The following is a 23,947-nucleotide window of genomic DNA, read 5'->3' as shown; positions in this document are numbered from 1 at the left end:
GGCAGGACTCGAACCTGCGGCCAAGCGCTTAGAAGGCGCCTGCTCTATCCACTGAGCTACGGGGGCCGGGTGTGGTGGCCTGTGGTGCTGGTGCCCGGGTGTGGGCGGGTCCGTGACCTTGCCGGGGACAAGGATAGAGCGCCCGGGTCCCTGTCCTTGGTGCTTCGCCTCCGTGGCTCGATGTGGAGGTTCAGTGAAGCGGTCCTGATAATCGCAGGCAGGTGCGAATCGTGCATCGCTTTTGGCGTCTCACGCCCCGGGTGTTGTGCACTCGTTATGCCTGCGCCCCATGCGTCCCTTCCGCCTCGTATGTCTGATCGGCGCGCAGACATGCTCATATGCTTCAGAAAGCCTCCAAAATTGGGCATTCTTCGCATGTGGTGACCTTGGACGTACGGCCTCAGCTGCTCGACGCACTTTCCGCCCTGCGCGACCGTGTCGCCNNGCGGGGGCTCCACGCGCGCGTGCCAACCGCGACGAACTGCTCGCGCAACTCGACGACTATCTCGTGCCCCGGTTGAGAGAACCCGAAGCACCCTTGCTCGCCGTGATCGGAGGATCGACCGGGGCGGGCAAGTCCACACTGGTCAACTCCCTTGTGGGACGGCGGGTCAGCGAAGCCGGGGTACTGCGGCCCACGACCCGCACCCCGGTGCTCGTGTGCCACCCGGAGGACCATCACTGGTTCAGCGGTATGCGCGTACTGCCCGACCTCACGCGCGTGTGGGTGCCCCAACAGGACGCCGGGGACGACCCACTGCTGCCGGGTGAGGACGACGGGCGCGTGCTGCGCATCGAGACCGCCGACACCCTCCCGCGCGGGCTCGCCCTCCTGGACGCGCCCGACATCGACTCCCTAGTGGCCGACAACAGGGTGCTCGCCGCCGAACTGATCTGCGCTGCCGACATCTGGGTGATGGTCACCACGGCTGCCCGGTACGCGGATGCGGTGCCGTGGCATCTGCTGCGTACCGCGAAGGAACACGACGCGACGCTCGTCACGGTCCTCGACCGGGTGCCCCACCAGGTCGTGTCGGAGGTGTCGCGTCAGTACGGCGCGCTCCTCGCCAAGGCGGGACTCGGCGACGTACCCCGCTTCACCGTGCCCGAGTTGCCCGAGTCGGCATGGGGTGGGGGGCTGCTTCCGGCCACCGCGGTGGCGCCCCTGCTCGCCTGGCTCACGGAACAGGTGGAGGACCCGGGAGCCCGACAGCAGGCGATGGCACGCACGGCGTACGGGGTGCTCGACTCGCTGAAGACACGGATGCCCGAGCTGGCCGGTGCGGCGGCTGCGCAGTACGCCGCCGCCCTGCGGCTCACCGCGGCCGTCGACGGGGCGTACGACAGCGAGCACGCGCGCGTACGGGGCCGTTTGCAGGCCGGGGCCGTGCTCGCCGGTGACGCGCTCAAGCGGTGGCGCAGCTATCCGCTGGACTGCACCGCCGGCGAACTGCTCGACGCGCTCGCCGAGAGCCTGGCCGCGCTGCTGCTGTGCGCCGTCACGGCCGCCGACGAGCGCATCGACGAGGCCTGGCGCCGCGAACCCGGAGCGTCCGCGCCGGGGCTGACGGACCGTGATCCGACGCTGGAGAGCGCCGAGCACCGCATCGGGATGGCCGTACGGCGCTGGCGGCGGATCCTCGAGGAGTACGCCGAGGAGGAGGTGCGTGCCCTTGAGAAGAGCGTCGCGCCGGATCCCGAGGTGGTGGCTGCGCTGGTCGCCACCGCGCTCCTGGGCGGTCGTCGGGCGCGGTCCGCGGGTGAAGGGCTCGCCGAGCGGATCGGGGCCCACGGCGCCCTGCGGCTGCGTGACAAGGGCGGGCGGCTGCTCAGCGACTACCTCGACAAGACCCTGCACACCGAACGGGAGCGGCGGCTCGCGCCGCTCGACGCACTCGACGTACACCCCGAACCCCAGGCCGAACTCATCGCCGCGCTGTCCGTACTGCAGAAGGAGAGGTGATCGTGGTGACCGCCGTCACGGACCACACGGATCACGCCGATCACCCCGGAGACGACGAAGGGCGCGAGGGCAGCGGCAATGGGCACGCGCGCGTGGAGGACGATTTCGTGACCGACCACAAGGACGCCCTCAAGAAGGACCCCGGCAAGAGGGACGTCGACAAGGAGGACGTCGGCAAGAGGGACGTCGGCAAGAAGGACGCCCCCAAGAAGGACTTCGGCAAGAAGGACTTCCGTAAGGACTCAGGCAAGAGGGGCGCCGGCAAGGGCGGTGTCCGTTCGGAGAGCCGCATGTTCGGGCTCGTGCGCGTGGAGATCGACGACTACCCCGAGAGGCCCGCTTCCGGGGACGACGCGGACGGCATCGCCGGCATCGACGGCCCTGGCAACAAGGGCCGTGCGGACGGCACGGCGGGCGCGGACGCCGCCGACGCCGCGGAATCCGGCGTCTCCTGGGACGACGGGCTGATCGCGCGGCGCGTGTCCCCCACGGCGGAGGGACACGTCAGGCCCGTGAAGGAGGCAGTCGTGGACAGCAGGCCACCCGTAGTGACCCCTCTCGCGTACGACGGGTCGCTGCGGTCCCGTCTCGACGCGCTGCGTGAACTGGTGGGGCTCTCCCGCACCCGGCTCGACAGCAGGACGCTCGCCGAGGCGGGACAGGTCCTGGACGAGGCCACCGCGCGGCGCAGGCTCTCCGGACAGCACACCGTCGTCGCCATCGCGGGCGCCACCGGAAGCGGCAAGTCGCAGCTTTTCAACGCGCTCGCCGGAGTGGCCATTTCGGAGACCGGGGTACGCAGGCCGACCACTGCCGCGCCCATCGCGTGCAGCTGGAGCGACGGCGCGGCGAGCCTCATCGACCGGCTCGGCATCCCCGGGCGGCTGCGACGGCGACCGCTGCAGAGCGCGGAGGCCGAGGCGCAGTTGCGCGGGCTCGTCCTGGTGGACCTGCCCGACCACGACTCCGCGGCCGTCCAGCACCGCGAACAGGTGGACCGCATCCTGGCGCTCGTCGACGCCGTCATCTGGGTCGTCGACCCGGAGAAGTACGCCGACGCCGTGCTGCACGAGCGCTATCTGCGGCCCATGGCGGGACACGCGGAGGTCACCTTCGTAGTCCTCAACCAGATCGACCGGCTGCCCGGGGAGGCCGCCGATCAGGTCCTCGACGACCTGCGGCGGCTGCTCGACGAGGACGGGATCGCGCTCGGCGAGTACGGCGAGCCGGGCGCGACCGTCCTCTCCCTGTCCGCGCTCACCGGGGACGGTGTCCCGGAACTGCGCGAGGTACTGGGTCACTTCGTGGCCGAGCGGGGAGCGGCGGCGCGCCGGATCTCCGCCGATGTGGACGCGGCAGCGGCCCGTCTGTGGCCGGTCTACGCGAACCGGCGGCAGGCCGGGCTCACCGAGGAGGCGCGCGACGAGTTCGCCGACCGGCTGGCGGACGCGGTCGGTGCCACGGCGGCGGGCGAGGCGGCCGAGCGCGCGTGGCGCCGCAACGCCAACCGCGCGTGCGGCACGCCCTGGCTGCGGCTGTGGCGCTGGTACCAGGACCGGCGCGAACCACCGACCGGGCGCCTCTCCGTACGGACCCACGCCGACGAGGAGGCCACGGCACGGCAGCGCGTCGAGCAGGCGGTCCGTACGGTCGCCGAGCAGGCGGCGGGCGGCCTGCCCACGCCCTGGGCACAGGCGGTGCGCGAGGCGGCCGTACGAGGGTCACAGGGGTTGTGCGAGGCGCTCGACGAGCTGGCCGTACGAGCCGGTGCGCCGGTCGGACGGCCGCCGCGGCCCGGCTGGTGGCCGGTCGCCGTACTGGCCCAGGCGGCCATGACGGTCCTTCAGGCCATCGGCGGGCTCTGGCTGCTGGGGCAGGTCGTCGGCTTCATGTCGCCGAATCTCGGGGTGCCGGTGCTGCTGATGGTGATCGGAATCGTGGGCGGACCGGGCGTCGAGTGGGCCTGCAGGCTGGCGGCGCGCGGGCCGGCGCGGCGGTACGGGCTGGAGGCGGAACGGCGGCTGCGGGAGGCGGCGGCCGGGTGCGGCCGGGCCCGGGTCCTCGATCCGCTGGCGGCGGAGCTGCTGCGGTACCGGGAGGTGCGGGAGCAGTACCTGCGGGTCACGGGGGTCGGTGTCTAGGGGCCGGATGACGGTTCGCGGGGCTGGGGGAGGGAGCTGTCAGGCAGGCACTGGCGGGGGGAAGTCCTCGTTCGGGTGGCGGAGTTGTCCACAACCGGGCGGTGGCCCACAGCGCTCAGCGGGCTCGGGCCGGCGGAGGCAGTCTGGAACCGCGGCGATCACGACGCGATCACATCGCGTTCGCCGCACCGGACGCAGCCGTACGGGACGGGCCCGTCGGCGTGGGCAGGGAGGGATTCCGCGATGAACGAGACGACGGTGTGTGTGGTGGGGAACGTGGCGACGCAGCCGGTGTTCCGGGAGACGGCGATGGGCGCGTCGGCGAGGTTCCGGCTGGCGGTGACGCAGCGGTACTGGGACCGCGAGAAGAACGCCTGGACGGACGGGCACACCAACTTCTTCACGGTCTGGGCCAATCGGGCGCTCGCGACGAACGTGCAGGCGTCCGTCTCCGTGGGCGAGCCACTCGTGGTGCGGGGGAGGCTGAAGATCCGCTCCGAGCAGCGCGACGGGCAGTCGCGGACGGGCGCGGACATCGAGGCCACGGCGATCGGCCACGATCTGGCGCGCGGCACGGCCGCGTTCCGGCGGGCCCACAAGGGCGAGACGCCGTCGGAGACACCGGCCAGGCCGGAGCCCAACTGGGAGACGGAACCGACGGTTCAGGCGGCCGAGACCCCTCAACAGCAACAGAGTCAGGAACCGGCTCTGGTGACGTGACATCAGGTACACACCAGGTACTGGATTCACCGTCTGACCGAAGTGCGGCTTATCGGTGAATGTATTCCGAACGGTCCCCATGGATTTGTCGATAAGCCCAGCTCACGCCTCATCTCGGCGATAACGATTCCGAGTCGGATCGCTTGTCCGATGTCATGACCGGGGAGAGAGGTGCGCCCCGTCCTTAGGATGCCGGGCATAGCTCTCGGGGCCGCTGATTCTGCTGGTGGGACCGTAACCCCCCACGTCAACGGGTCCTGCTCGAAGGGAATTCTGTGCTTTCTTCGTTCTCTGCGTCGTCCGTGCGCGGGCGGGGCGCCGCCCGGCTCGCCGCGGCGGTGCTGGTGTCCGGACTCGCTGCCGTGAGCGCTCTGACGGCCGCGGGCACGGCCGCCGCCGACGAACTCCCCCTGAGCCGGGGCGGCGCGACCGCCACCATAGGTGAGCTGAAGACGTCCGGAATCGCCGTCATCCACGAGAACGGCGAGGACAAGCAGGTGCCCGCGGGGCTGTTCGAGATGTCCGTCGACAACGGCGGCACCCTGCAGACCTACTGCGTCGACCTCCACACCCCGACGCAGATGGACGCCAAGTACCAGGAGACGCCCTGGAGCGGCACGTCGCTGAACGGCAACCCCGACGCGGGCCGGATCCGCTGGATCCTGCAGAACTCCTACCCGCAGGTGAACGACCTCGCCGCGCTGGCCGCCAAGGCCGGTGCGAGCGGTCTCACCGAGCAGGACGCGGCGGCCGGCACGCAGGTCGCGATCTGGCGGTACTCGGACGGTGCCGACGTGGACGCCGTCGACCCGCAGGCGGAGAAGCTCGCCGACTACCTGCAGCGCGACGCGCGCAACCTCGCGGAGCCCGAGGCCTCGCTGACCCTGGACCCGCCCGCGGTCTCCGGTCACGCGGGCGAACTGCTCGGCCCGGTCACCGTGCACACCAACGCGGACAGCGTGACGGTCACGCCGCCCGCCGACGCGACCAGCGGAGTGCTGGTCGTCGACAAGGACGGCAATGAGATCACGTCCGCGGCCGACGGCGGCGAACTGTTCTTCGACGTCCCAGAGGACACCGCGGACGGTTCGGCCGCGCTGACGGTGCAGGCCTCGACCACCGTGCCGGTCGGCCGGGCCTTCGCCTCCGAGACCAGGAGTCAGACCCAGATCCTGGCCGGCTCCAGCGAGTCGACGGTCTCGGCGACGGCCACCGCGAACTGGGCGAAGACCGGCGCGATACCCGCGCTGTCGGCCGAGAAGAACTGCGCCAAGGGCGGCGTGGACATCACGGCGGTCAACGCGGGTGACGAGGCGTTCACCTTCGAGCTGATGGGCGTCGAGCACACCATCGCGGTAGGCGAGTCACGGACCGTGACGATCCCGCTGCAGGAGGACCAGGCGTACGACTTCACGATCAAGGGGCCGAACGGCTACGAGAAGCGGTTCAAGGGCGTACTCGACTGCCGGACGCAGAGCAGTACCGCCGGCGAGACGACCCAGACGTTGAGCGAACCCAGCCCGGCCACGGTGGGCGGCACCTCCGCCACCACGGTCGACCTCGCCGAGACGGGCGCCTCCAGCTCCACCCCGGTGATAGCCGGGATCGCGATCGGCCTCGTCGTGATCGGCGGCGCGGCGGTGCTCTTCGTCCGCAAGAAGAAGACCCCCGAGCAGGACTGAAGAAACGAAGAGAACGGCACGAAGAGAACGGCACGAAGAGAACGGCACGAAGAAGACGGCACGAAGAAGACGGCACCTTGACAACTGGACAGTGGGTAACCGCTCGCTGACTCCTTGACGCACTGTCGCCGCCTCGTCCCCGCCCCATCCCCATGCGCACGCGGCCCTGGCCCGCCCTTCGGTGGCCCGGGGGCGTGCGGCGATCACTGAGCCACACCGGCCAGCAGCCAGCGCCGAACGGAGACTTCGAGCAGGACGCGCTCTCCGTCCGGTGTACGCGGGGCGGAGACGTCCCATTCGTACTTCGCGGCGAAGGCCTCCTTGATCTCCTCCGGGAACAGTCCGCGGCGCAGCACGGCCTCCCCCTCGGCCACGACGGGGGACATGCCGTCCTCCAGAGCCAGCGAGACCCGCGAGAACCTTTCGAGATTGCGGACCTTCACCGAGACCCCGTCCACCCCGATCCACCAGCGGTCCCGCAGGAAGACGAACCAGACGGGTGTCACATGGGGAGACCCGTCCCGGCGCACTGTGCACAGCCAGGCGTTCCTCTCCCGGGCCAGCCGATCGCGAACAGCGTCCCCAGGCGGCACAACAAGATCACTCATGCACCCATCCCACCCGCATCCCGGCCGTAACACCTCGGGCGCACGACCCGAAAGCCTCGGGCGTAAGTCCTACGCCCATGGGGCCAAGGCGGTTTCGCGGCGTCGCACGGCGACGTTAAGTGACGGCCCGGTTACGGGAGTGATTGGGTGGCGTCCAGTCACTGGCCCCCGGCCCGAACGCGTTTCCTTCGAGGGGTGGCGGTACGGCAAGATGGGGTGTATCTGCCCACTGCCGATTTCAAGCGTCCGGACGGTTTCTCTTGGCTGAGTTCATTTACACCATGCGCAAGACGCGCAAGGCGCACGGCGACAAGGTGATTCTTGATGACGTCACCCTGAACTTCCTGCCAGGCGCGAAGATCGGCGTGGTCGGGCCGAACGGTGCCGGTAAGTCCACCGTTCTCAAGATCATGGCGGGCCTTGAGCAGCCGTCCAACGGTGACGCGTTCCTGACGCCCGGTTACAGCGTCGGCATCCTCATGCAGGAGCCGGAGCTGGACGAGACCAAGACGGTCCTGGAGAACGTCCAGGACGGTGCCGCCGAGCTCATGGGCAAGCTCAAGCGCTTCAACGAGGTCGCCGAGCTGATGGCGACCGATTACTCGGACGCGCTGATGGACGAGATGGGCAAGCTCCAGGAAGACCTGGACCACTCCAATGCCTGGGACCTCGACGCGCAGCTGGAGCAGGCCATGGACGCGCTGGGCTGCCCGCCCGGCGACTGGCCGGTCGTCAACCTCTCCGGTGGTGAGAAGCGCCGCGTCGCGCTCTGCAAGCTGCTGATCGAGGCCCCGGACCTGCTCCTCCTCGACGAGCCCACCAACCACCTCGACGCCGAGTCGGTGAACTGGCTGGAGCAGCACCTCTCGAAGTACGCGGGCTGCGTCATCGCCGTCACTCACGACCGGTACTTCCTGAACAACGTCGCCGAGTGGATCCTTGAGCTGGACCGCGGCCGTGCGATCGCCTACGAGGGCAACTACTCCACGTACCTCGACAAGAAGTCGACCCGCCTCAAGGTCGAGGGCCGCAAGGACGAGAAGCGTCAGAAGCGGCTCAAGGAAGAGCTGGAGTGGGTCCGGTCCAACGCCAAGGGCCGGCAGACCAAGTCCAAGGCGCGCCTCGCCCGTTACGAGGAGATGGCAGCCGAGGCCGACAAGATGCGGAAGCTGGACTTCGAGGAGATCCAGATCCCGCCGGGCCCGCGTCTGGGGTCCATCGTCGTCGAGGTCCAGAACCTCTCCAAGGCGTTCGGCGACAAGGTCCTCATCGACGACCTGAGCTTCACGCTGCCGCGCAACGGGATCGTCGGGGTCATCGGTCCCAACGGCGCCGGCAAGACCACGCTCTTCAAGATGATCCAGGGCCTTGAGACCCCGGACTCCGGTGCGATCAAGGTCGGCGACACCGTCAAGATCAGCTACGTCGACCAGAGCCGCGCCAACATCGACCCCAAGAAGTCGCTGTGGGCCGTCGTCTCCGACGAGCTCGACTACATCAACGTCGGCCAGGTCGAGATGCCGTCGCGGGCCTATGTGTCCGCTTTCGGCTTCAAGGGCCCGGACCAGCAGAAGCCCGCCGGTGTCCTCTCCGGTGGTGAGCGCAACCGTCTGAACCTGGCGCTGACCCTCAAGGAGGGCGGCAACCTGCTGCTCCTCGACGAGCCCACCAACGACCTGGACGTCGAGACCCTGTCCTCGCTGGAGAACGCGCTCCTGGAGTTCCCGGGTGCGGCCGTGGTCATCTCCCACGACCGCTGGTTCCTGGACCGGGTCGCGACGCACATCCTTGCCTACGAGGGCGAGTCGAAGTGGTACTGGTTCGAGGGCAACTTCGAGTCGTACGAGAAGAACAAGGTGGAGCGGCTCGGACCGGACGCCGCGCGTCCGCACCGCGCCACCTACAAGAAGCTGACCCGGGGCTGATCTCTTGCGGCACATCTACCGCTGCCCACTGCGCTGGGCGGACATGGACGCGTACGGCCACATCAACAACGTGGTCTTCCTCCGCTATCTGGAGGAGGCGCGTATCGACTTCCTGTTCCGCCCGGACAAGGATTTCCAGCAGGGGTCCGTGGTGGCACGCCATGAGATCGACTACAAGCAGCAGTTGGTCCACCGGCATCAGCCGGTGGACATCGAGCTGTGGGTCACGCAGGTGAGGGCGGCGTCGTTCACCATCGCCTACGAGGTCAAGGACCCGGACCAGGTGTATGTCCGGGCCCAGACGGTCATAGTGCCGTACGACTTCGAGGCGCAGCGACCGCGCCGTCTCACCGCCGAGGAGCGGGAGTTCCTCGCGGAGTACGCGGACGACGAGGACGATCCTGCGGGGGCCGTCGCGGCATGACGGCCCTGCACCTCGCTGACGAGGGGGAGGCGGCGGACCTCGCCGCCTTCCTGGCCCGGCTGATCCATTACGACCGCGCGGCCGCGGTGCGGCTGCAGGCGTCGGGGACGACGCTCGCGGTGTTCGGCCGGCCACCGTCGTTCGAGGTGCTCGCGATCCGTACGGCCCGCCTCGACAAGCCGTACGAGAACGGCCTCGACCTGTCGCTCGACGTGACCGTCTCGGCCGGTGAACTCCTGGAGTCCCTCGACGAGTCGGAGGCCACCGCGGCCGTGCCCGCCGCCGTCACCGGCCCGCCGTGGGCCGGGGTGCTGCCGCCCCGCGGGGGCTGGCGGTCCGAGCCGGGGCTGCCCGGGCCCGACGCCGTGCGGACCATGGTGGCCGGGGCGGTCGCCGAATTCCGTTCGCGCATAGACGAGTTGGCACCCGAGGGGCGGACGCGGAGCGCGCTCGACCGGATCGGGCGGGAGATCTGGTCCCGGCCGGTCGGCGACACCGAACTCCCCGTGCGGGCCGCGCACGCCGCCCAGTCACTGGGCTTCCTGCGGCCCGCGCGCCCGGCCGCGACCACGGGCACGGCGGCGGCCTCGGCCACGAACACGGCCGTGCCCGACGGGGCCGTGCTACGGCTGCTCTCGGCGGGTGCCTGGCTCAGGCTGCGTACGCCGTACGGGTCGATCGCCGTGCGCAGGGCGGGACTTGGGGCGCTGGACGTCAGCGTTCGCTGAGCGTCAGTCGTGCTCGCTGTCGTCCGGCCACACGCCGATGTGGTCCGGTTCCAGTTCCAGGGCGACGCGGTCGCGCATGCCGAGGGCCTCGGTGTATTCGGCGGGGAGCTGCAGCCGGCCCGCGCGGTCGAGCATCGCGTACTCGCGGGCCACCACCGTCTCGTGGCCGGTCGTGGCGTCGACCTCGGTGCGGCGCAGAACCTCCGTGGAGGTGCGGCCGTCGCGGATGGCGACCGTGCGGCGGACCTCGCCGGCGACCGCCTGGTCGTGCGTGACGATGACGACGGTGGTGCCGAGGTGTTCGTTCGCGGTGCGGAAGGCGGCGAAGATCTGCTCGGCGGTGTGTGAGTCGAGTTCACCGGTGGGCTCGTCGGCGAGGAGTACGGCGGGGGCGTTGGCCAGGGCCACGGCGATGGCCACGCGCTGCTGCTGACCGCCGGACATCTGGAACGGGCGGCGGGCCCGGCAGTCGGCGACTCCCAGCAACTCCAGGAGTTCCAGGGCGCGTTCGGACTGGGCGCGACGGTTCCTGCGGGCGCCGGTGAGCTGCATCGGCAGGGTGACGTTCTGGGCGGCCGTCAGATAGGGCAGGAGGTTGCGGGCCGTCTGTTGCCAGACGAAGCCGACGGTGTCGCGGCGGTAGCGGAGCCGGTCCTTCGCGTTCATGGTCAGCAGGTCGTGGCCCGAGACCCGGGCGGCGCCCGCGGTGGGGGTGTCCAGACCGGCCAGGATGTTCATCAGGGTCGACTTGCCACTGCCGGACGCACCCACCAGCGCCATCAACTCGCCCTCCCGGACGAGGAGATCGAGACCCTGGAGCGCCTGGACCTCGACGCCGTCCGCGGAGAAGATCCGCACCAGCCGGTCGCAGGTGATCAGGGCGTCGTGACCGTAGGCGGGCCGGTCGCGCCGGGCGGCGGCACGTTCGGCCAGATCGGCGAAGCTGGGGCCGGTGGGCTCGGTGGTGGTCATCGGGCGACTCCCGTGGTGATCGTCGTGGAGGGCACGTCTCCGCCGGTGCCAGTTGTTGTCGTCGTTGAGGGCGCGTTGCTGCCGAGGGGGCCGGTTCTCGCGGTGGGCATGCCCGCGTAAGTCCTAGCCGTCGTGGTGGGCATGCCCGCGCCGGTCCCGGCCGTCGTGGAAGGCACGCGTCCGCCGATGTCGGCCGTCGCGATGCGTACGTCTCCGCCGTTGCCGCTGGTCATCGGCTGTCCCCCGCCCTCAGTTCCCGTACCGACCCACGCCGGCCCGTCCACCACGCCTGGCCCGCCGCTATTCCGGTGGCCAGGAGGAGGACGGTCAGGGCGGGCAGGAAGAGGGACGCCGGGTCCGTGTGCAGGGCGGCGGTGCCGGTCGGGGGTGCGCCGCCGGGGGTGGCCAGGGCGATGGAGGTGAGGTCGATGCCCGGGGCCAGGAGCCGGACCGCGGCCCATCCGGTCAGGACACCGCCCGCCGCGGCGAGGAGGGCCTGGGGCAGCGCCTCCAGTACGAGGAGTCGGCGCCCTTGGCTCCGGGTGAGGCCCATCGTGCGCAGCCGGGCCAGCAGGGCGGCTCGCTCGGGCGCGGCGCGTACCAGGGCCAGCAGCAGCGCGAGTACGGCGTATCCGGAGCCCGCCGCCACCGCGGCGGCGTACACGCGTTCCGCGCCTGACTGCAGAGGGGAGTCGACGTAACGCGCGCGCTCCTCCGAACGCAGCCGTACGTCGGCACGGGCGGTGGCGCCGGTATCGGCGCCCGACCCCGTAGCGGCGGCGACAGCCTTGCGCAGAGCGCGCCCGCTCACGTGGTCGCCCGTCACCAGGAGCGTGGTCGGGCGTGCGGCGACGGTGCCGAGGCCGGCCCGGTCCACGATGAGGAAGTCCGTGCCCGGCAGGGCCGGGGTCAGGTCGCGTACGAGGGTGATGCGGACGGTGACGTCGCTGCCGTCCGACAGCCGCAGCGAGAAGGGACGGGTGCCGTAGCGGTCGGCGACGGCGGAGGAGGCGAGGGCGGGAAGCGGGGCCTTCGCCGAGCCGCTGCCGCCGGCCTCCGCCGAGTCTTCGGTGCCGGGCTTCGCCGAGCCGTCGGCGCTGGACTGTGACGGGCCGCTGTCGCCGGGCTTCGCCGAGCCGCCGTCGGTGCCTGGCTTCGACGGGCCGTCGGCCGGAGAAGCCTTCAACTCGCCCGCCGGGAACGCCCCGAGACCCGTCCGGCCCGCCAGCCGCGCGTACCCCTCGGGGTCCACCCCGGCCAGGGGTACCGACTCCACGCCGGCGCCCGGCTTGGCCTCGTACGCGATGCTCAGGGGAGTGACCTCCTGCACGCCGGGTGCCGAGCGGACCCGCTCCGGCAGGGAGGCCGGGAGGGGGTCCTCCGCCTCGACGCGGGCGTCCGCGCCGAGGTTGAGCACGGCCGCACGGTCCCGCGCGTCCGCGACGCCCGCGAGGACCGAACCCCCGAACGCGGCGGTGGTGAGCGCCGTCAGCAGGGCGAGCAGCGGGAGCACCGTGGAGACGGAGGTGCGGCCCGCGCGGGCCAGCGACAGATGGCCGATCGCGCCGCGCATCCGCCCGGCGGGCCGGGCCAGCCAGCGCAGCGGCAGCGGATAGAGCCGGACCAGGACGAGCGCGGCGATGACACCGATCAACACCGGGGCCATCGCGACGAGTTGGTCGCCGGAGCTGCCCAGGTCGCCGGAGGTGCCGGAGTCGAGCGCCTCGTCGGAGGTGCCCGACGTTCCCCGGTTGCGCAGCGCGAGCACCGCGGCCGACGCCAGCACGAGCAGGGTGAGTTCGGCGATGGTGCGGCGCCGTGAGGGACGTACGGACGTGAGGTCCTCGCGGGCGCCGTGCACCCCTACGACCCGGTGGGCGGCCAGGGCGCGCAGGGGCAGCGCGGCGCAGGCGAGGAGGGTGACCGCGAGGGCCGCCCCGACGGCGTACTGCGCGCGGCCGTACGGGACGAGGAGCAGCGCGCCCGCGAGGCCGAGCGCGCCCGCGGGCAGCGCGACCACCGCCGTCTCGGTGAGCAGCCGCCTGGTGAGCCCGCGCAGCGAGGCGCCGCGGGCACGCAGGAGGGCGAGTTCGGTGCGGCGGCGGTCGGCGGTGAGGCGGCCCGCCATCAGCAGGACGACGACCGCGACCGCACCGGTGCCGAAGGCGGCGACGGAGACCAGGGGCCGGACGCCGGACCGGAGTTCGGCGTACGAGGTGAGCACCTCGTCGAGGTCGGTGCTCACACCGGTGTCCGCGTCCGTGGACGCGCGGACCTTCACCAGGCCCGGGCCCGATTCCAGCGAGGCGACCGCGCTGCCCAGCCGGGGCAGGTCGTGCGCGGTGAGCGCGGCGGGGTCCGGGTTGAGCAGCCAGTAGCGCGCGGGCTCGCCCGGGGTGCCGAGGAGCACCGGGGCCGCGGCCGGCGGCAGCAGCAGCGCGCCCAGCCAGTAGGTCTCCGGCTCGGCGCCCTGCGTGGGCGGCCGGATCAGGGACGGGGTGCGCAGAAGGGGCTGCGTGGTCCAGTACACGCCCTCGGGGTCACGCGGGACGACGATGCCGGTGATGCGCACGGCGAGCGGGTCGCGCTGCATGCCGGGCACGTGGATCACCGAACCCACCTTGATGTGGAGGCGCTTGGCGGTCTCCGTGGTGACCGCAGCCTCCACCTCCCGGGTCGCGGCGGTCACCGTGTCCCCGGCGCGCGGAAGGCGGCCCGCGCTCATTTTGGAGTGCTCGGCGAGCCCGCTCTGCGCGGCGAGCGACATCTGTGCGGGCAGCCCGCTCGGCATCGGCAGCCAGGTCTCCGCCGCTTCGAGGTTGTTGACGTTGCGGACGCCGTACGTGGACTGCGCGGGGTCGACGGCGAGGGGCCGTTCCACCACGTTCAACAACCGCTCGTACGACTTGCGCATGCTGTCCGGGCTCACGGCCGACTCACGTTCCGACTGCGGGATGTACGTGCCGGGCTGCGGGGCGGACACCTGAAGGGAGGTCCTGGGAGCCGTCGCGTCCACGACGGCTCGGCGCAGGCCCGCGTCCTCGTACCGTTCGACGGCACGGGGGAAGGCCGCGGCCAGACAGGCGGTCGCCATCACCAGGAGCGCGAGGGCGACCGCGGCGCCGGGGGCCGTGCGTAGCCGGGTACGGATCCAGGGGGCGACGGAGTGGTCCCGCCGCCGGAGGCCCGGACGTCTGTCGGAACCGGGTCGCAGGAGGCCCGGACGCCCGTCGGAACCGGGTCGCCGCTGGCCCGTACGTTCGTCGGAGCCGGGCCGCCGGAGGTCCGGGCGCCCGCCCGAGCCGGAATCACTCCCCATCTCACTCACCGTCCTGCCCGTTGAGCGACTTCATCGACCGCAGCGAGGGAGCGGTGTCCTCCCGCCGCAGCGCCAGCACCGCGGTGACGGCCAGCGGGGCGACCACCACGGCGGCCAGCAGGAACAAGACCTGGCCGAGCGGCAGTTCCACCAGGACCTCCGGGACCGGCCGGCTCGCTCCGGACGTCAGCACGATCAACGGAATCACCGCCCGGGTGAGAACCGCCCCCAGCGCCACCCCCACCACCAACGCCAGCGCCATCAGCACGCCCTGCTCGGCGGCGACCAGCCGGGCGAGCTGACGCCGAGGCGCCCCCAGCGCGCGCAACAGCGCGAACTCACCGCTGCGCGCCTGCAACGAGCCCGCCGTGCTCACGGCGAAGCCGACCGCCGCCAGCGCCGCCGCGACCAGGGACGCCGCCGCGAACGCCGCCTCAGGACCCGCCCCGAAGGGGTCGTCCCGCAACTGCTCGGCGACCTCGTCGCGCACGACCACCTGCGACGGCTCGACATCGGGCCGCTCGCGCAGCTCCGCGGCCACCCGCGCCGCCTCCCCCGGCTCGGTCCGCAGCCACCACTCGCTGGGCGCGACGCTCTCCCCGTACCGCTGCTCCAACACCCGGTTCACGGACCGGAGATCGACCAGCAGCGCCCCGCCGGAGGGGTCCCCGCCACCGGCGTCCTGCGTGGTCGGCAGCGCCCGCACGTGGTCCACGATCCGCACCGGTACGGCAGAGCCGCCGAAGGTCACGTCCACCCGCTGCCCCGTACGCGCGCCCGCGGCCTTCAGATAGCCGTCCGTCGCGACCGCCGCGACCTCGGGCACGTCGGGCCGGTCCACGCGCAGCCTGATCGTCAACGACGCGACCTCCCAGGCGTAGTCGCTGGGTACGTAGCCGGTGCCGTAGCCGACCGTCAGCGGTTTCCCGGACTTCACGGTCGCCGCCGACGGGCTGGAGTCGGCCTCGGGATCCGCCGTGCTGCTGTTGCTGCGGGACTTCGCCAGCCAGGACGCGGGCAGCGGAATACTCTGCTTCGCCCCGTCGGCTCCCGTGGCCGTCAACTCCTCGACGGAGAGCAGGTGGCGCTCGGCGCGACCCGTCGGCTGCAGCATGTCCAACTGCATCCCGGTCAGCGCCAGCGGCTCGGCGGCCCGGCCGGCCGGGGCCTCGGCCGCCTTCGCCAGGTCCAGGGTGAGTTGGTGGGCCCGTCCGTCGGCGGGCAGTTCTCCGACGGACATGCGGTACGGGGTGCCGTACCGGTCCTCCAGCGTCACCGCTACGTCCGCCGACATCTCGGATCGGAACGCCGCCGGGCCCGAGCCCGAACCTGACCCCGCCGGGTCCGAGCCCGACCCCTCAGTGCCCGAGTCCGAAGCGTCCGAGCCCTTCTTCACCGGCGCGGCCTCCGCCCGGATCCGCAGCACCAGGCCCAGCCGCGTACTCCCCTTCGGCAGCACCGCGCCGGGCGACGCGGCCCCCTTCGGTCCGAGCCCGGCCAGCATCCGCCCCACCGGCTCCTGGGCCAGATCCCCGCGCATCAGCAAACCGTCCTCGCCCCCGGAGTCCGCCGTGTCCAGCGCCAGCACCGTCGCCGTCCGGTTCCCGGACAGCGGCAGCGTCGTACGCACCGCGGGAGCCGTACCGCTCACACCGTCGACCGCCGAGTACGTCCCGGCCTGTCCCAGTCCGCTCTCGCCGGCCCCCGTCACACGTACGGACGTGCCGGCCCTGAAGTCCGCCTGGTCGTCCTGCGAGCCGTCCCAGGACGCGCCCTGGCCGATCGCGAGCATGCCCATGGCGATGGCGAGGACGAGCAGCAGGACGGGCCCGGCGCCGCGCATCGGACGGCGGCTGAACTGCCAGCCCGCGAGCGCCGTCGGCAGCCCCCGGCCGCTCGCCGCGCGGCGCTCCGCGAGACGGGCGACGGGAGGCAGCAGACGCAGGGTGAGCACGGTTCCGGCGAGCAGGGCGAGCGCGGGCGCGGAGACGAGGAGCGGGTCGATGCCGAGCGTGCCCGAACGGTCGTCGGTGACGGCACCGGACTTCTGGCTGCTCAACTGCCAGTACGCGACGGCCGCGATCACCAGCAGCCCCACGTCCGCACCGGCCCGTACCGGCGCGGGCAGTGCCCGGGCCCGGCCGCCGCCTCCCGAACCCCCGGTCAGCGCGGGCAGGGTCACCGCCAGCGCGCAGCCGAGGGCCACCCCGGCCGCCACCGCCCACACACCGCCGGCCGTCACCGAGGTGTCCAGCCGCAGCCCGATCCGCGACAGCGCCCCCTGCCCGGCCAGCAGCCGCGTCAAAGGCCCCGCGAGCAGCGGCGCGCACACCGCGGCCGGAATCGCCAGCAGCAGCGCCTCCAGCGCGGCGAGCCGCGCGACCCGCCCGCGTGTGGCGCCGCGCGCCCGCAACAGCCGTGTCTCACCGGCCCGTTCGACACTCAGCAGCCGGGCCACGAGCAGCAGCGCGTACCCGGCGAGCAGCGAGAGCTGGAGCGCCACGATCAGCAGCGTCGAACGGGAGACCAGCAACGACCGCTCGACCCGGTCCAGTTCCTCCGGCAACGATGTCGTGACGGCCGTGGTGCCGTGCAGCGAGGGGGACTTGAGCAGCGAACGGGGCCCGGAGCGCGCCGCGTCCCGCAGGGCGTCGATCCGCCCCGTCGTCACCGTGGAGAAGTCGGCGGACGCCAGCCAGCCGGTCTGCCCGGCGCTCACCGTCACGCCTGCCTGGTCCGTCCCACCTTTCTGCCCACTACCCGTCGCCGCCGTCGCGAGCACCGTCGGATCGGCGAGCAGCGGCCCGTACGTCGTGAAGTCCAGCCTGCTGACCCCGCGTCCGCGCAGGTCCTCCAACTGCCAGTAGGGGGAGGTGACGCGCGCGGGCCGGTACACCCCGGTCACCCGGATCCGCACCTTGGGCCCGCCGAACCGGTCGACGAGCGTCAGCCGGGCGCCCGCCTTCAGCGCGAGTTCCCGCGCGGCAGCCTCGGGAAGGGCCACCTCGATCTCGCGGTCGTCCCCAGGGGCACCGGGCAGGCGGCCCGAGACCATCCGCACCTGGGTCCGGTCGAGCGCCGCGAAGTGTGTGAGGTCCGGATCGCCCGAGCGTTCGGCGGCGGGCTGCAGCGACCTCGGCAGCGCGTACGGCCCCGACCGCGTCAGCGTCCGCAGCGTCACCGGCAGCCCGTCGAAGGTGCGCCGCGCGCCCTCCCGTACGGCCTTGTCGGCGGCGGCGCGTTCCTGCGGGGGCACGTCGGCCTTGACGATCAGCGTCGTGGCCGCCGCGCTCTCCTCGCGCCCGGCACCCTGAGAGGTGTCGAGGAGCGAGTGGCGCAGGGCGGCGTCACCGATCGCGCCGGAGTACGCGGTGAGGGTCGCCAGGACCGCCGTGGTGAGCACGACGGTCAGCAGCGCGGCGGTCAGCAGCAGTCGATGTGCCCGCACGCGCGAAAAAACGAACCCCGTCACCCGGCCCCCCGCCGTATCCCGGAATCCCCGTCACTCCGGATCTTCGGGCGATGCTGTCAGAGGTGACGGCCCCGGGGTAAGCGCTTGAGAACCGACTTTGACCGGATCGTGACCGGAATCCGGCGACACGCGACCGGAATGCGCGCGTCTACGGGGGGCGGCGACCGAGTCCAGCCCGACGGCTTCAGGCCGCGCGGGCATCCGGCCCGGCGGTGCTCAGCCCTCCGTGTTCACCATCGACGCCGCCGCGTACGTCAGGTAGTTCCACAGCGTGTGCTCGTGCTCCTCGGAGAGGCCGAGCTCGTCGACGGCGACCCGCATGTGCTTCAGCCAGGCGTCGTGCGCCGCGCGGTCGACCGCGAACGGGGCGTGCCGCATCCGCAGCCGGGGGTGACCGCGGTTCTCGCTGTACGTGGTCGGGCCGCCCCAGTACTGGATCAGGAACAGGGTGAAGCGCTCCTCGGCCGGGCCCAGGTCCTCCTCGGGATACATGGGCCGCAGCAGCGGGTCCTCGGCGACACCCTCGTAGAACCGGTGCACCAGTCGACGGAAGGTCTCCTCGCCGCCGACCTGCTCGTAGAAGGTCTGCTCCTGAAGCGTGCCGCGCGGAATCTCTTTCACGCCTCCATGGTCTCAGACGGGGTGACCGAGGACTCAAGGCTTAGGACCACCCGAATCGAAGGGCCGGTTCCGGATCATCGACGGGCCGGTTCGGGACCATCGAAGGGCCGGATCCGGATTGTTGAAGGGCCGGTTCCGGATCGGTCGTCCCCGGCGCTCGCCTCCCGGCCCGTCCGGCAGCACAGTGGAGGTATGGGCGCGCACGCCATCGACCCCGGTCTCGACGACCTCGCCGCCACGGCGCGGGCGGCGCTGGTGCGCGAGATCGAGGCGAGCGGGGCCTGGGCCGCCGACCCGGTCTGGCGGGAGGCCTTCGAGAGCGTCCCGCGCCACCTCTTCGTGCCGTACTACTACGTCGGCGCGCTCGCCGGCGGCTACGAGCGCCGGTGGGGCGAGGATCCCAGCCCGCGCAGGCGGGAGAACTGGGTGCGCGGCGCGTACGCGGACGCCCCGCTGGCCACCCGGGTGCGCGACGGCGAGCTGCTCTCGTCCAGCAGCCAGCCCTCCCTGATGGCGAAGATGCTGGCCGAGCTGGCGGTACGGGACGGCGACGCGGTCCTGGAGATCGGCGCGGGCACCGGCTACAACGCGGCCCTGCTCTCGCACCGGCTGGGCGACGGGCAGGTCACTACGGTCGATCTGGACCCGGAGATCACCGACTCCGCCCGGCGGCACCTGGCCCTCGCAGGCCATCACCCCACCGTCGTCACCGGCGACGGGGCGCGCGGCTGCCCGGAGCGAGCCCCCTTCGACCGGATCATCGCGACCTGCACGCTCAGCACGATCCCGCGCGCCTGGCTGGCCCAGTGCGCCCCGGGCGCCCGGATCCTCGCGCCGTTCGCCACCGGCCTCATCGCGCTGCGGGTGCGCGACTCCGGGTACGCCGAGGGCCGCTTCCTGCACACGCCCGCCTACTTCGTGCCCCTGCGCGGCGGCGGCCGGCCCGGACCCGAACTCCCGGACGCGGACCTGGCGGAGCTGCCGCGCCGGACCAGGAACCACGAGCTGCTCCGCTTCCTGCTGACCCTCACGGCGGGCCGCCTCGACCCGCACGAGGCGTACGCGATCTGGGAGCGCGAGGGGCAGCCGCCCCGGCAGCGGTACGGGATCACGGTCGACGGCGGCCGTGCGTGGGCGTGGCTGGACGATCCCGCAGGGCCGTACGCCTGGCCCCTGCCATGACGGTGCCGCCCGGTGCCTTTCGGTACCGGGCGGCACGGATGTACACGTTCTCGCCTAGCCCCGTCGGATCGTGATCGTCGTCCACGCGCCCACGTGCACCCGGTCGCCGTCCTGCAGCGGTACGGGGACGAACGGCTGGATGGGCTCCTCGGCGCCGTTGACCGTGGTGCCGTTCGTGGAGTTCTGGTCGACGACCGCCCAGCTGCCGTCGGGCTGCTGGACGAGCACCGCGTGCTGGTGCGAGACGCCCGGGTCCTCCGGCGGCACTGCCAGGTCGATGTCCGGGGACTCACCCGTGGAGTGACGGCGGCGGCCGATGGTGATCTGGTTGCCGGTGAGCGGACGCTGCTGCTCGGGGGAGTACGCGGGCAGGTTCAGGCCCGCGGCCTCCGGTCCCGAGCGCTGCATCATCGCCATGAAGTACTCACGGTCGGGTCCGATCGTGATGCTCCACGACAGCGGCTGTTGTTGTTGCTGGTAGCCGGGGGGCGCCTGCGTCGCGCCGGGCTGCGGGTAGCCGTAGCCACCGCCCGGGCCGGGCGGACCGCCGGGGCCACCAGGACCGCCGGGCGTACCGGTCGACGGGGGCGGGAGCACCCAGTCGTCCTCACCGCCGCCGAAGGACTGCCCTCCGGGGCCGCCGGGCCCGCCAGGACCGCCGGGACCGCCGGGACCCTGAGGGTGCCTGGTCTCCTGCGGGTACGCGGGAGGAGCGGGCGGGCCGGACTGCTGGTACCCCTGCGGAGCACCGGGACCGCCGGGACCGCCATGGCCACCCGGACCGCCGGGACCGTTCGGCCCGCCGGGCCCGCCAGGACCACCGAGACCGTTCGGGCCACCGGGGCCACCAGGCCCGCCCTGGCCACCGGGCCCACCGGGTCCGCCAGGAGGCCCACCAGGACCGCCGAAGCCGCCAGGCATCCCGGGTCCCGTGCCGCCAGGCCCGGGCGGCGGCGGAACCGGTCGTGACGGATCACCGGGGAAGCCCGAGGGGTTCTCGCCGTACGGCGGGATCGGCTCGGCGGGCCGGTTCATCTGCGAGGGCCGCGAGCCCTGGTAGTCGTACCCGCCGGAGGGCTGCCCGGGCGGCGGCTGCTGCTGGAAGCGCAGCGCCGGGTTCTGCCCGCCCGGACCGCCGGGACCAGGACCGGCGCCGGGCCCCGGAGGACGCGGCGCGGCCGGGGTGTACGAGGTCGCCGTGTTCGTCAGGAAGTTCCACCGGCACTCCTCGCAGAACGGCGCCCCGCCCTCACGCGGAGTACGGCACTGCGGGCAGAGCTCGGCCGAGGGCGCGTCGGGCACCGCGGAGAGATGCGGGCGGCCACCCTGGCCGGGCGGCGGGGGCGAACCGGGCGGCGGATAGCCGTAGCCGGCCGCCGGGGGCGGCGGTGGAGGTGGCGGGGGCACGGCACCGGCCATGCGGTGACCGCAGACCTCGCACCAGTCGTCGGAACCCGACTGGTGTCCGTTCGGGCAGGTCGGCATGTCGGCGCTTCCCCCTCTCCTGTTCCGGCCCGAGAGGGCCGCAAATCGTGCAAACCGCTTGCGTACTGCTGGTTACTGCCTGCTCGTCACCGCGCTCGCTGCCGAGTGCGTACCGCTCTACTTCTTTACACGAACAGTCTTTGTGGACCGTGTCTCGAGAGTCATCTCGTCGGCCTCCGCGACCTTCGCCTTCAATCGCACAGTACCTGCCGCGGCGTCGACCACGTCCACCACCTTCGAAAGCAGTTTCGCCGTATCCGCGTTTCCGGAGGCGCTGGCGAGCTGAACGGCCCGCCCCAGCTTGGCCGTTGCGCCGTCGACATCTCCCGCTTTGCGGGCATCCAGGCCCTGTTGGATGACTTGTGCCAGTTCCGCCTGACCTGTGTAGTGCGCGACCTGTGGGTTGATCGACGTGGACGCCGCCATGTCGTCGGTCCACACGGCCCGTACGAGACCCTGGGCGCCCAGTGTCTGGGCGGTGCCGTCGCCCTGCGGGATCACCAGCGAGACGCGGGCGGCCAGCATCTCCTGGCCGAGGTCGGCCTCGGGGACCTCGACGCACACGTGGTAGTCGCGGGATTCGTCCCCCCAGGAGCCGGTGGGGTAGTCCCCGGCGCGCGGGCCCGCCTCCGTGCGGCGGTCGGTCAACTCCTCGACCGTGGGCGCCACCTGCTTGACGAACTTGATCGACGTGCCGACCGGGGTCCACAGCCGCAGCGCCACGTCCGCGACCTCCTTGCCCATCGCCGTCTCCATCATCTGCGTGAAGTCGGCGGACAGGCCCGCCGGGTCGGCGACGATGTCGGAGGTGCCGAGCAGCGCGGACGCGATCCCGGTGACCTCCTTGACCTCCCAGTCCGTGCCGACGCCCCGCGCGTCCGCGGTGAACCGGCCCGCGCAGGCCTCCAGCGCGGCCTTGAGGTCCTCGGGCGACTCGTGTTCGTTGCGGCCGTCGGTGAGCACGATGCCGTGCCGGATGGCGACGTCCGCCGAGGACAGCAGCCGGTCGGCCAGCCGCAGCCAGGTGCCGATCGCCGTGCCGCCGCCCGCGCTCAGCTTGCGCAGCGCCTGCTTGGCCTGGTCGCGGGTCGTCGCGTCGGCGACGGCGAGCCGGCCGCCGCCCGGGTAGACCTCCTTGGCCACATGCGTCCCGCCGATCACCGCGAAGTGCACCCCGTCGCGCACCGCGTCGATCGCCGCGGCCGTCGCGTCCCGGGCACCCCGCATCTTCGTCGGCGGATAGTCCATGGACCCCGAACAGTCGACCATGATCGCCACGGCCGCGTCCGGGCCCTCACCGGGCGTGTAGAGGTGGGGTGCCGCCACGGCACTGCCCACGGTGCCGCCGCCGGTCGAGGTCACCGTGACGATCGCGCTGACCTCGCGGCCACCCTCCGGCAGGTACTCGTTCTGGTACACGTCCACCGAGAACTGCGGCACGTTCGACTTCGAGAAATTGGCCATGCCTTCTCTGCTCCCCCTCAGGACTCCCACGAGGTGTGGGTGATGTCGGTGGGCGGACCGGTCCCCTCCGGTCCTGGCCCCTCCGAGGCCGATGCCGTTTCGTACGGCTCGTACCGCTTCGGCCTCAGGCCGATCCTGCCCCCTGAGACGGGGCCGGGAACGGCACGACGGCCACTGTTACGTTGTCGTGGCCCCCGCCGTCCAGGGCGTGGCCCACCAGGACCTGGGCGCTGTGCAGCGGACGGTCCGCGGCGTCGGGCGGGATGACCTCGGCCATTTCCTCGGCCGCCTCCGCGTAGTTCCACAGTCCGTCGGTGCACACCACCACTACACCTGGCCGGTCCGGCTTGAAGGAAGCGGTGTGCGGCTCCAGTTCGTACGCGTCCGCCCCGAGCCAGCCCGTGATGGCGTGGGCGCGCTCGTCCGCGTACGCCTCGGCCTCGCTCATCAGGCCCGCGGCGACCATCTGGGCGGCCCAGGAGTCGTCCTCGGTCAGCCGGGCCGGGGGTGACGACCGGTCCACGGGCACCCAGTAGGCGCGGCTGTCGCCGACCCAGCCGACGATCAGCAGGCTGGGGGTGACGACGGAGCCGACGATGGTGCAGGCGGGCGCGTTCACGTGCGGCTGGTGCTCGTGGGCCGGAGCGCTGCGGTCCGCCAGGGAGTTGACCGCCTCCGAGGCCGCGAGGATCGCGTCGTGCATCGCCTGCTGCGGGTGCGTGCCACGCGGCAGGGCCGCCAGGAGGGACTCGTTGGCCGCGCGGGAGGCGGCCAGGGAGGCCTCGTCGGGGCGGGTCGCCGAGGAGACGCCGTCACAGACGATCGCGACCACCGCGGGCGAGCCGTCGGACAGCGCGGTCGAGGACACCGTGAACGCGTCCTCGTTGCGGTGGTGGCGCAGCCCCCGGTCGCTGACCGCGGCCACCGAGCCCAGCTCCTGCTCCATGTGGTCGCGCTCGCGCGGCTGCGCGTGCCCGCAGTTCTCGCAGTAGCCGTCCCGGTCGACCTGGCCCGCACGGCAGGCCACACAGACCTTCAGGCCCGCGGGGGGCGTCGGAAGGTCGGCCGTACGCGGATCGGCGGGCGCCACCTCGGGAGGCAGCGGCGCGGCGAGCGGGTACTCGTCCGGTTCCGCGGACGCCTGAGCGGACGCCTGCGGGGCGGGCTGGACGCCGGGCTGGGCGGCGGGCTGCGGCGCAGGTGCGGGGGACGGCGGCAGCGGCGGTGCGGCGGGGGGCGAC

The 23,947-nt window shown here is 72.4% G+C and carries 17 protein-coding genes and 1 tRNA gene; 8 read left to right on the top strand and 10 right to left on the bottom strand.

The window, feature by feature from the left end; all coding sequences use genetic code 11:
* Positions 1-58: transfer RNA gene (locus AOK17_RS08340), tRNA-Arg, on the bottom strand.
* A 387-nt stretch (positions 59-445) separates the two neighbouring features.
* Here AOK17_RS08340 and AOK17_RS08335 point away from each other — a divergent pair.
* From AOK17_RS08335 to AOK17_RS08320, 4 genes are all read left to right on the top strand, one after another.
* On the top strand, positions 446-1,963 hold a 1,518-nt coding region (locus tag AOK17_RS08335), incomplete at its 5' end, for a dynamin family protein (protein ID WP_245697057.1).
* Between the two features lie 2 nt (positions 1,964-1,965).
* Complete coding sequence (locus AOK17_RS08330; RefSeq protein WP_245697056.1) at positions 1,966-4,104, top strand: GTPase; 2,139 nt, start codon at positions 1,966-1,968, stop codon at positions 4,102-4,104.
* 243 nt (positions 4,105-4,347) lie between these two features.
* A complete protein-coding gene (locus AOK17_RS08325; RefSeq protein ID WP_055611692.1) occupies positions 4,348-4,824 on the top strand; it encodes a single-stranded DNA-binding protein in 477 nt (158 codons plus the stop codon).
* 275 nt (positions 4,825-5,099) lie between these two features.
* Positions 5,100-6,506: a Cys-Gln thioester bond-forming surface protein gene (locus AOK17_RS08320; RefSeq protein ID WP_079052870.1), complete on the top strand. Its 1,407-nt coding sequence runs from the start codon at positions 5,100-5,102 to the stop codon at positions 6,504-6,506.
* A 203-nt stretch (positions 6,507-6,709) separates the two neighbouring features.
* Here AOK17_RS08320 and AOK17_RS08315 read toward each other — a convergent pair whose 3' ends face one another.
* Positions 6,710-7,114 carry a pyridoxamine 5'-phosphate oxidase family protein gene (locus AOK17_RS08315; protein ID WP_055611690.1) on the bottom strand — a complete coding sequence of 135 codons (405 nt, stop codon included), beginning with the start codon at positions 7,112-7,114 and terminating at the stop codon, positions 6,710-6,712.
* 260 nt (positions 7,115-7,374) lie between these two features.
* Here AOK17_RS08315 and ettA point away from each other — a divergent pair, with 260 nt between their 5' ends.
* Genes ettA through AOK17_RS08300 form a run of 3 tightly spaced genes read left to right on the top strand, consistent with a single transcriptional unit; the run spans position 7,375 to position 10,191 of the window.
* The gene (gene ettA, locus AOK17_RS08310; RefSeq protein ID WP_079052869.1) at positions 7,375-9,039 is read left to right on the top strand and encodes an energy-dependent translational throttle protein EttA; all 1,665 of its coding nucleotides are present in this window, start codon (positions 7,375-7,377) and stop codon (positions 9,037-9,039) included.
* Between the two features lie 4 nt (positions 9,040-9,043).
* Positions 9,044-9,463, top strand: a complete 420-nt coding sequence (locus AOK17_RS08305) for an acyl-CoA thioesterase (protein WP_055611688.1) — start codon at positions 9,044-9,046, stop codon at positions 9,461-9,463.
* A complete protein-coding gene (locus AOK17_RS08300; RefSeq protein ID WP_055611687.1) occupies positions 9,460-10,191 on the top strand; it encodes a DUF8010 domain-containing protein in 732 nt (243 codons plus the stop codon). Before AOK17_RS08305 ends, AOK17_RS08300 begins: the two co-directional genes overlap by 4 nt.
* Positions 10,192-10,194: 3 nt before the next feature.
* Here AOK17_RS08300 and AOK17_RS08295 read toward each other — a convergent pair whose 3' ends face one another.
* The 5 genes from AOK17_RS08295 to AOK17_RS08280 all read right to left on the bottom strand — a co-directional run bounded on the left by AOK17_RS08295 (position 10,195) and on the right by AOK17_RS08280 (position 18,575).
* Entirely contained in the window at positions 10,195-11,163 is a 969-nt protein-coding gene (locus tag AOK17_RS08295; protein ID WP_055611686.1) for an ABC transporter ATP-binding protein, read from the bottom strand.
* Positions 11,160-11,396 (bottom strand): hypothetical protein, encoded by a 237-nt coding sequence (locus tag AOK17_RS50665; protein WP_157881285.1) that lies wholly within the window; start codon positions 11,394-11,396, stop codon positions 11,160-11,162. Before AOK17_RS50665 ends, AOK17_RS08295 begins: the two co-directional genes overlap by 4 nt.
* A complete protein-coding gene (locus tag AOK17_RS08290; RefSeq protein WP_079052868.1) occupies positions 11,393-14,482 on the bottom strand; it encodes an FtsX-like permease family protein in 3,090 nt (1,029 codons plus the stop codon). Before AOK17_RS08290 ends, AOK17_RS50665 begins: the two co-directional genes overlap by 4 nt.
* A 1-nt stretch (position 14,483) precedes the next feature.
* The gene (locus tag AOK17_RS08285) at positions 14,484-17,930 is read right to left on the bottom strand and encodes an ABC transporter permease (protein WP_245697055.1); all 3,447 of its coding nucleotides are present in this window, start codon (positions 17,928-17,930) and stop codon (positions 14,484-14,486) included.
* Positions 17,931-18,170: 240 nt separating this feature from the next.
* Complete coding sequence (locus tag AOK17_RS08280; RefSeq protein WP_055611684.1) at positions 18,171-18,575, bottom strand: globin; 405 nt, start codon at positions 18,573-18,575, stop codon at positions 18,171-18,173.
* 192 nt (positions 18,576-18,767) lie between these two features.
* Between AOK17_RS08280 and AOK17_RS08275 the strand changes: the two genes are divergently transcribed.
* Complete coding sequence (locus tag AOK17_RS08275) at positions 18,768-19,757, top strand: methyltransferase domain-containing protein (RefSeq protein ID WP_055611683.1); 990 nt, start codon at positions 18,768-18,770, stop codon at positions 19,755-19,757.
* Between the two features lie 54 nt (positions 19,758-19,811).
* Here AOK17_RS08275 and AOK17_RS47710 read toward each other — a convergent pair whose 3' ends face one another.
* The 3 genes from AOK17_RS47710 to AOK17_RS08260 form a co-directional block, all read right to left on the bottom strand.
* Positions 19,812-21,242: an FHA domain-containing protein gene (locus tag AOK17_RS47710; RefSeq protein ID WP_063997186.1), complete on the bottom strand. Its 1,431-nt coding sequence runs from the start codon at positions 21,240-21,242 to the stop codon at positions 19,812-19,814.
* A 117-nt stretch (positions 21,243-21,359) separates the two neighbouring features.
* Complete coding sequence (locus tag AOK17_RS08265; RefSeq protein WP_055611681.1) at positions 21,360-22,706, bottom strand: vWA domain-containing protein; 1,347 nt, start codon at positions 22,704-22,706, stop codon at positions 21,360-21,362.
* Positions 22,707-22,830: 124 nt separating this feature from the next.
* Positions 22,831-23,947, bottom strand: a 1,117-nt coding sequence (locus AOK17_RS08260; protein ID WP_055611680.1) for a PP2C family protein-serine/threonine phosphatase, incomplete at its 5' end; no start/stop codon positions are given.

Origin of the sequence: Streptomyces phaeochromogenes (assembly GCF_001418655.1) — a bacterium.
Lineage (GTDB): Bacteria > Actinomycetota > Actinomycetes > Streptomycetales > Streptomycetaceae > Streptomyces > Streptomyces phaeochromogenes.
The sequence above is the reverse complement of the archived record's forward strand: the minus strand, read 5'-3'. Positions and strand labels throughout refer to the sequence as shown.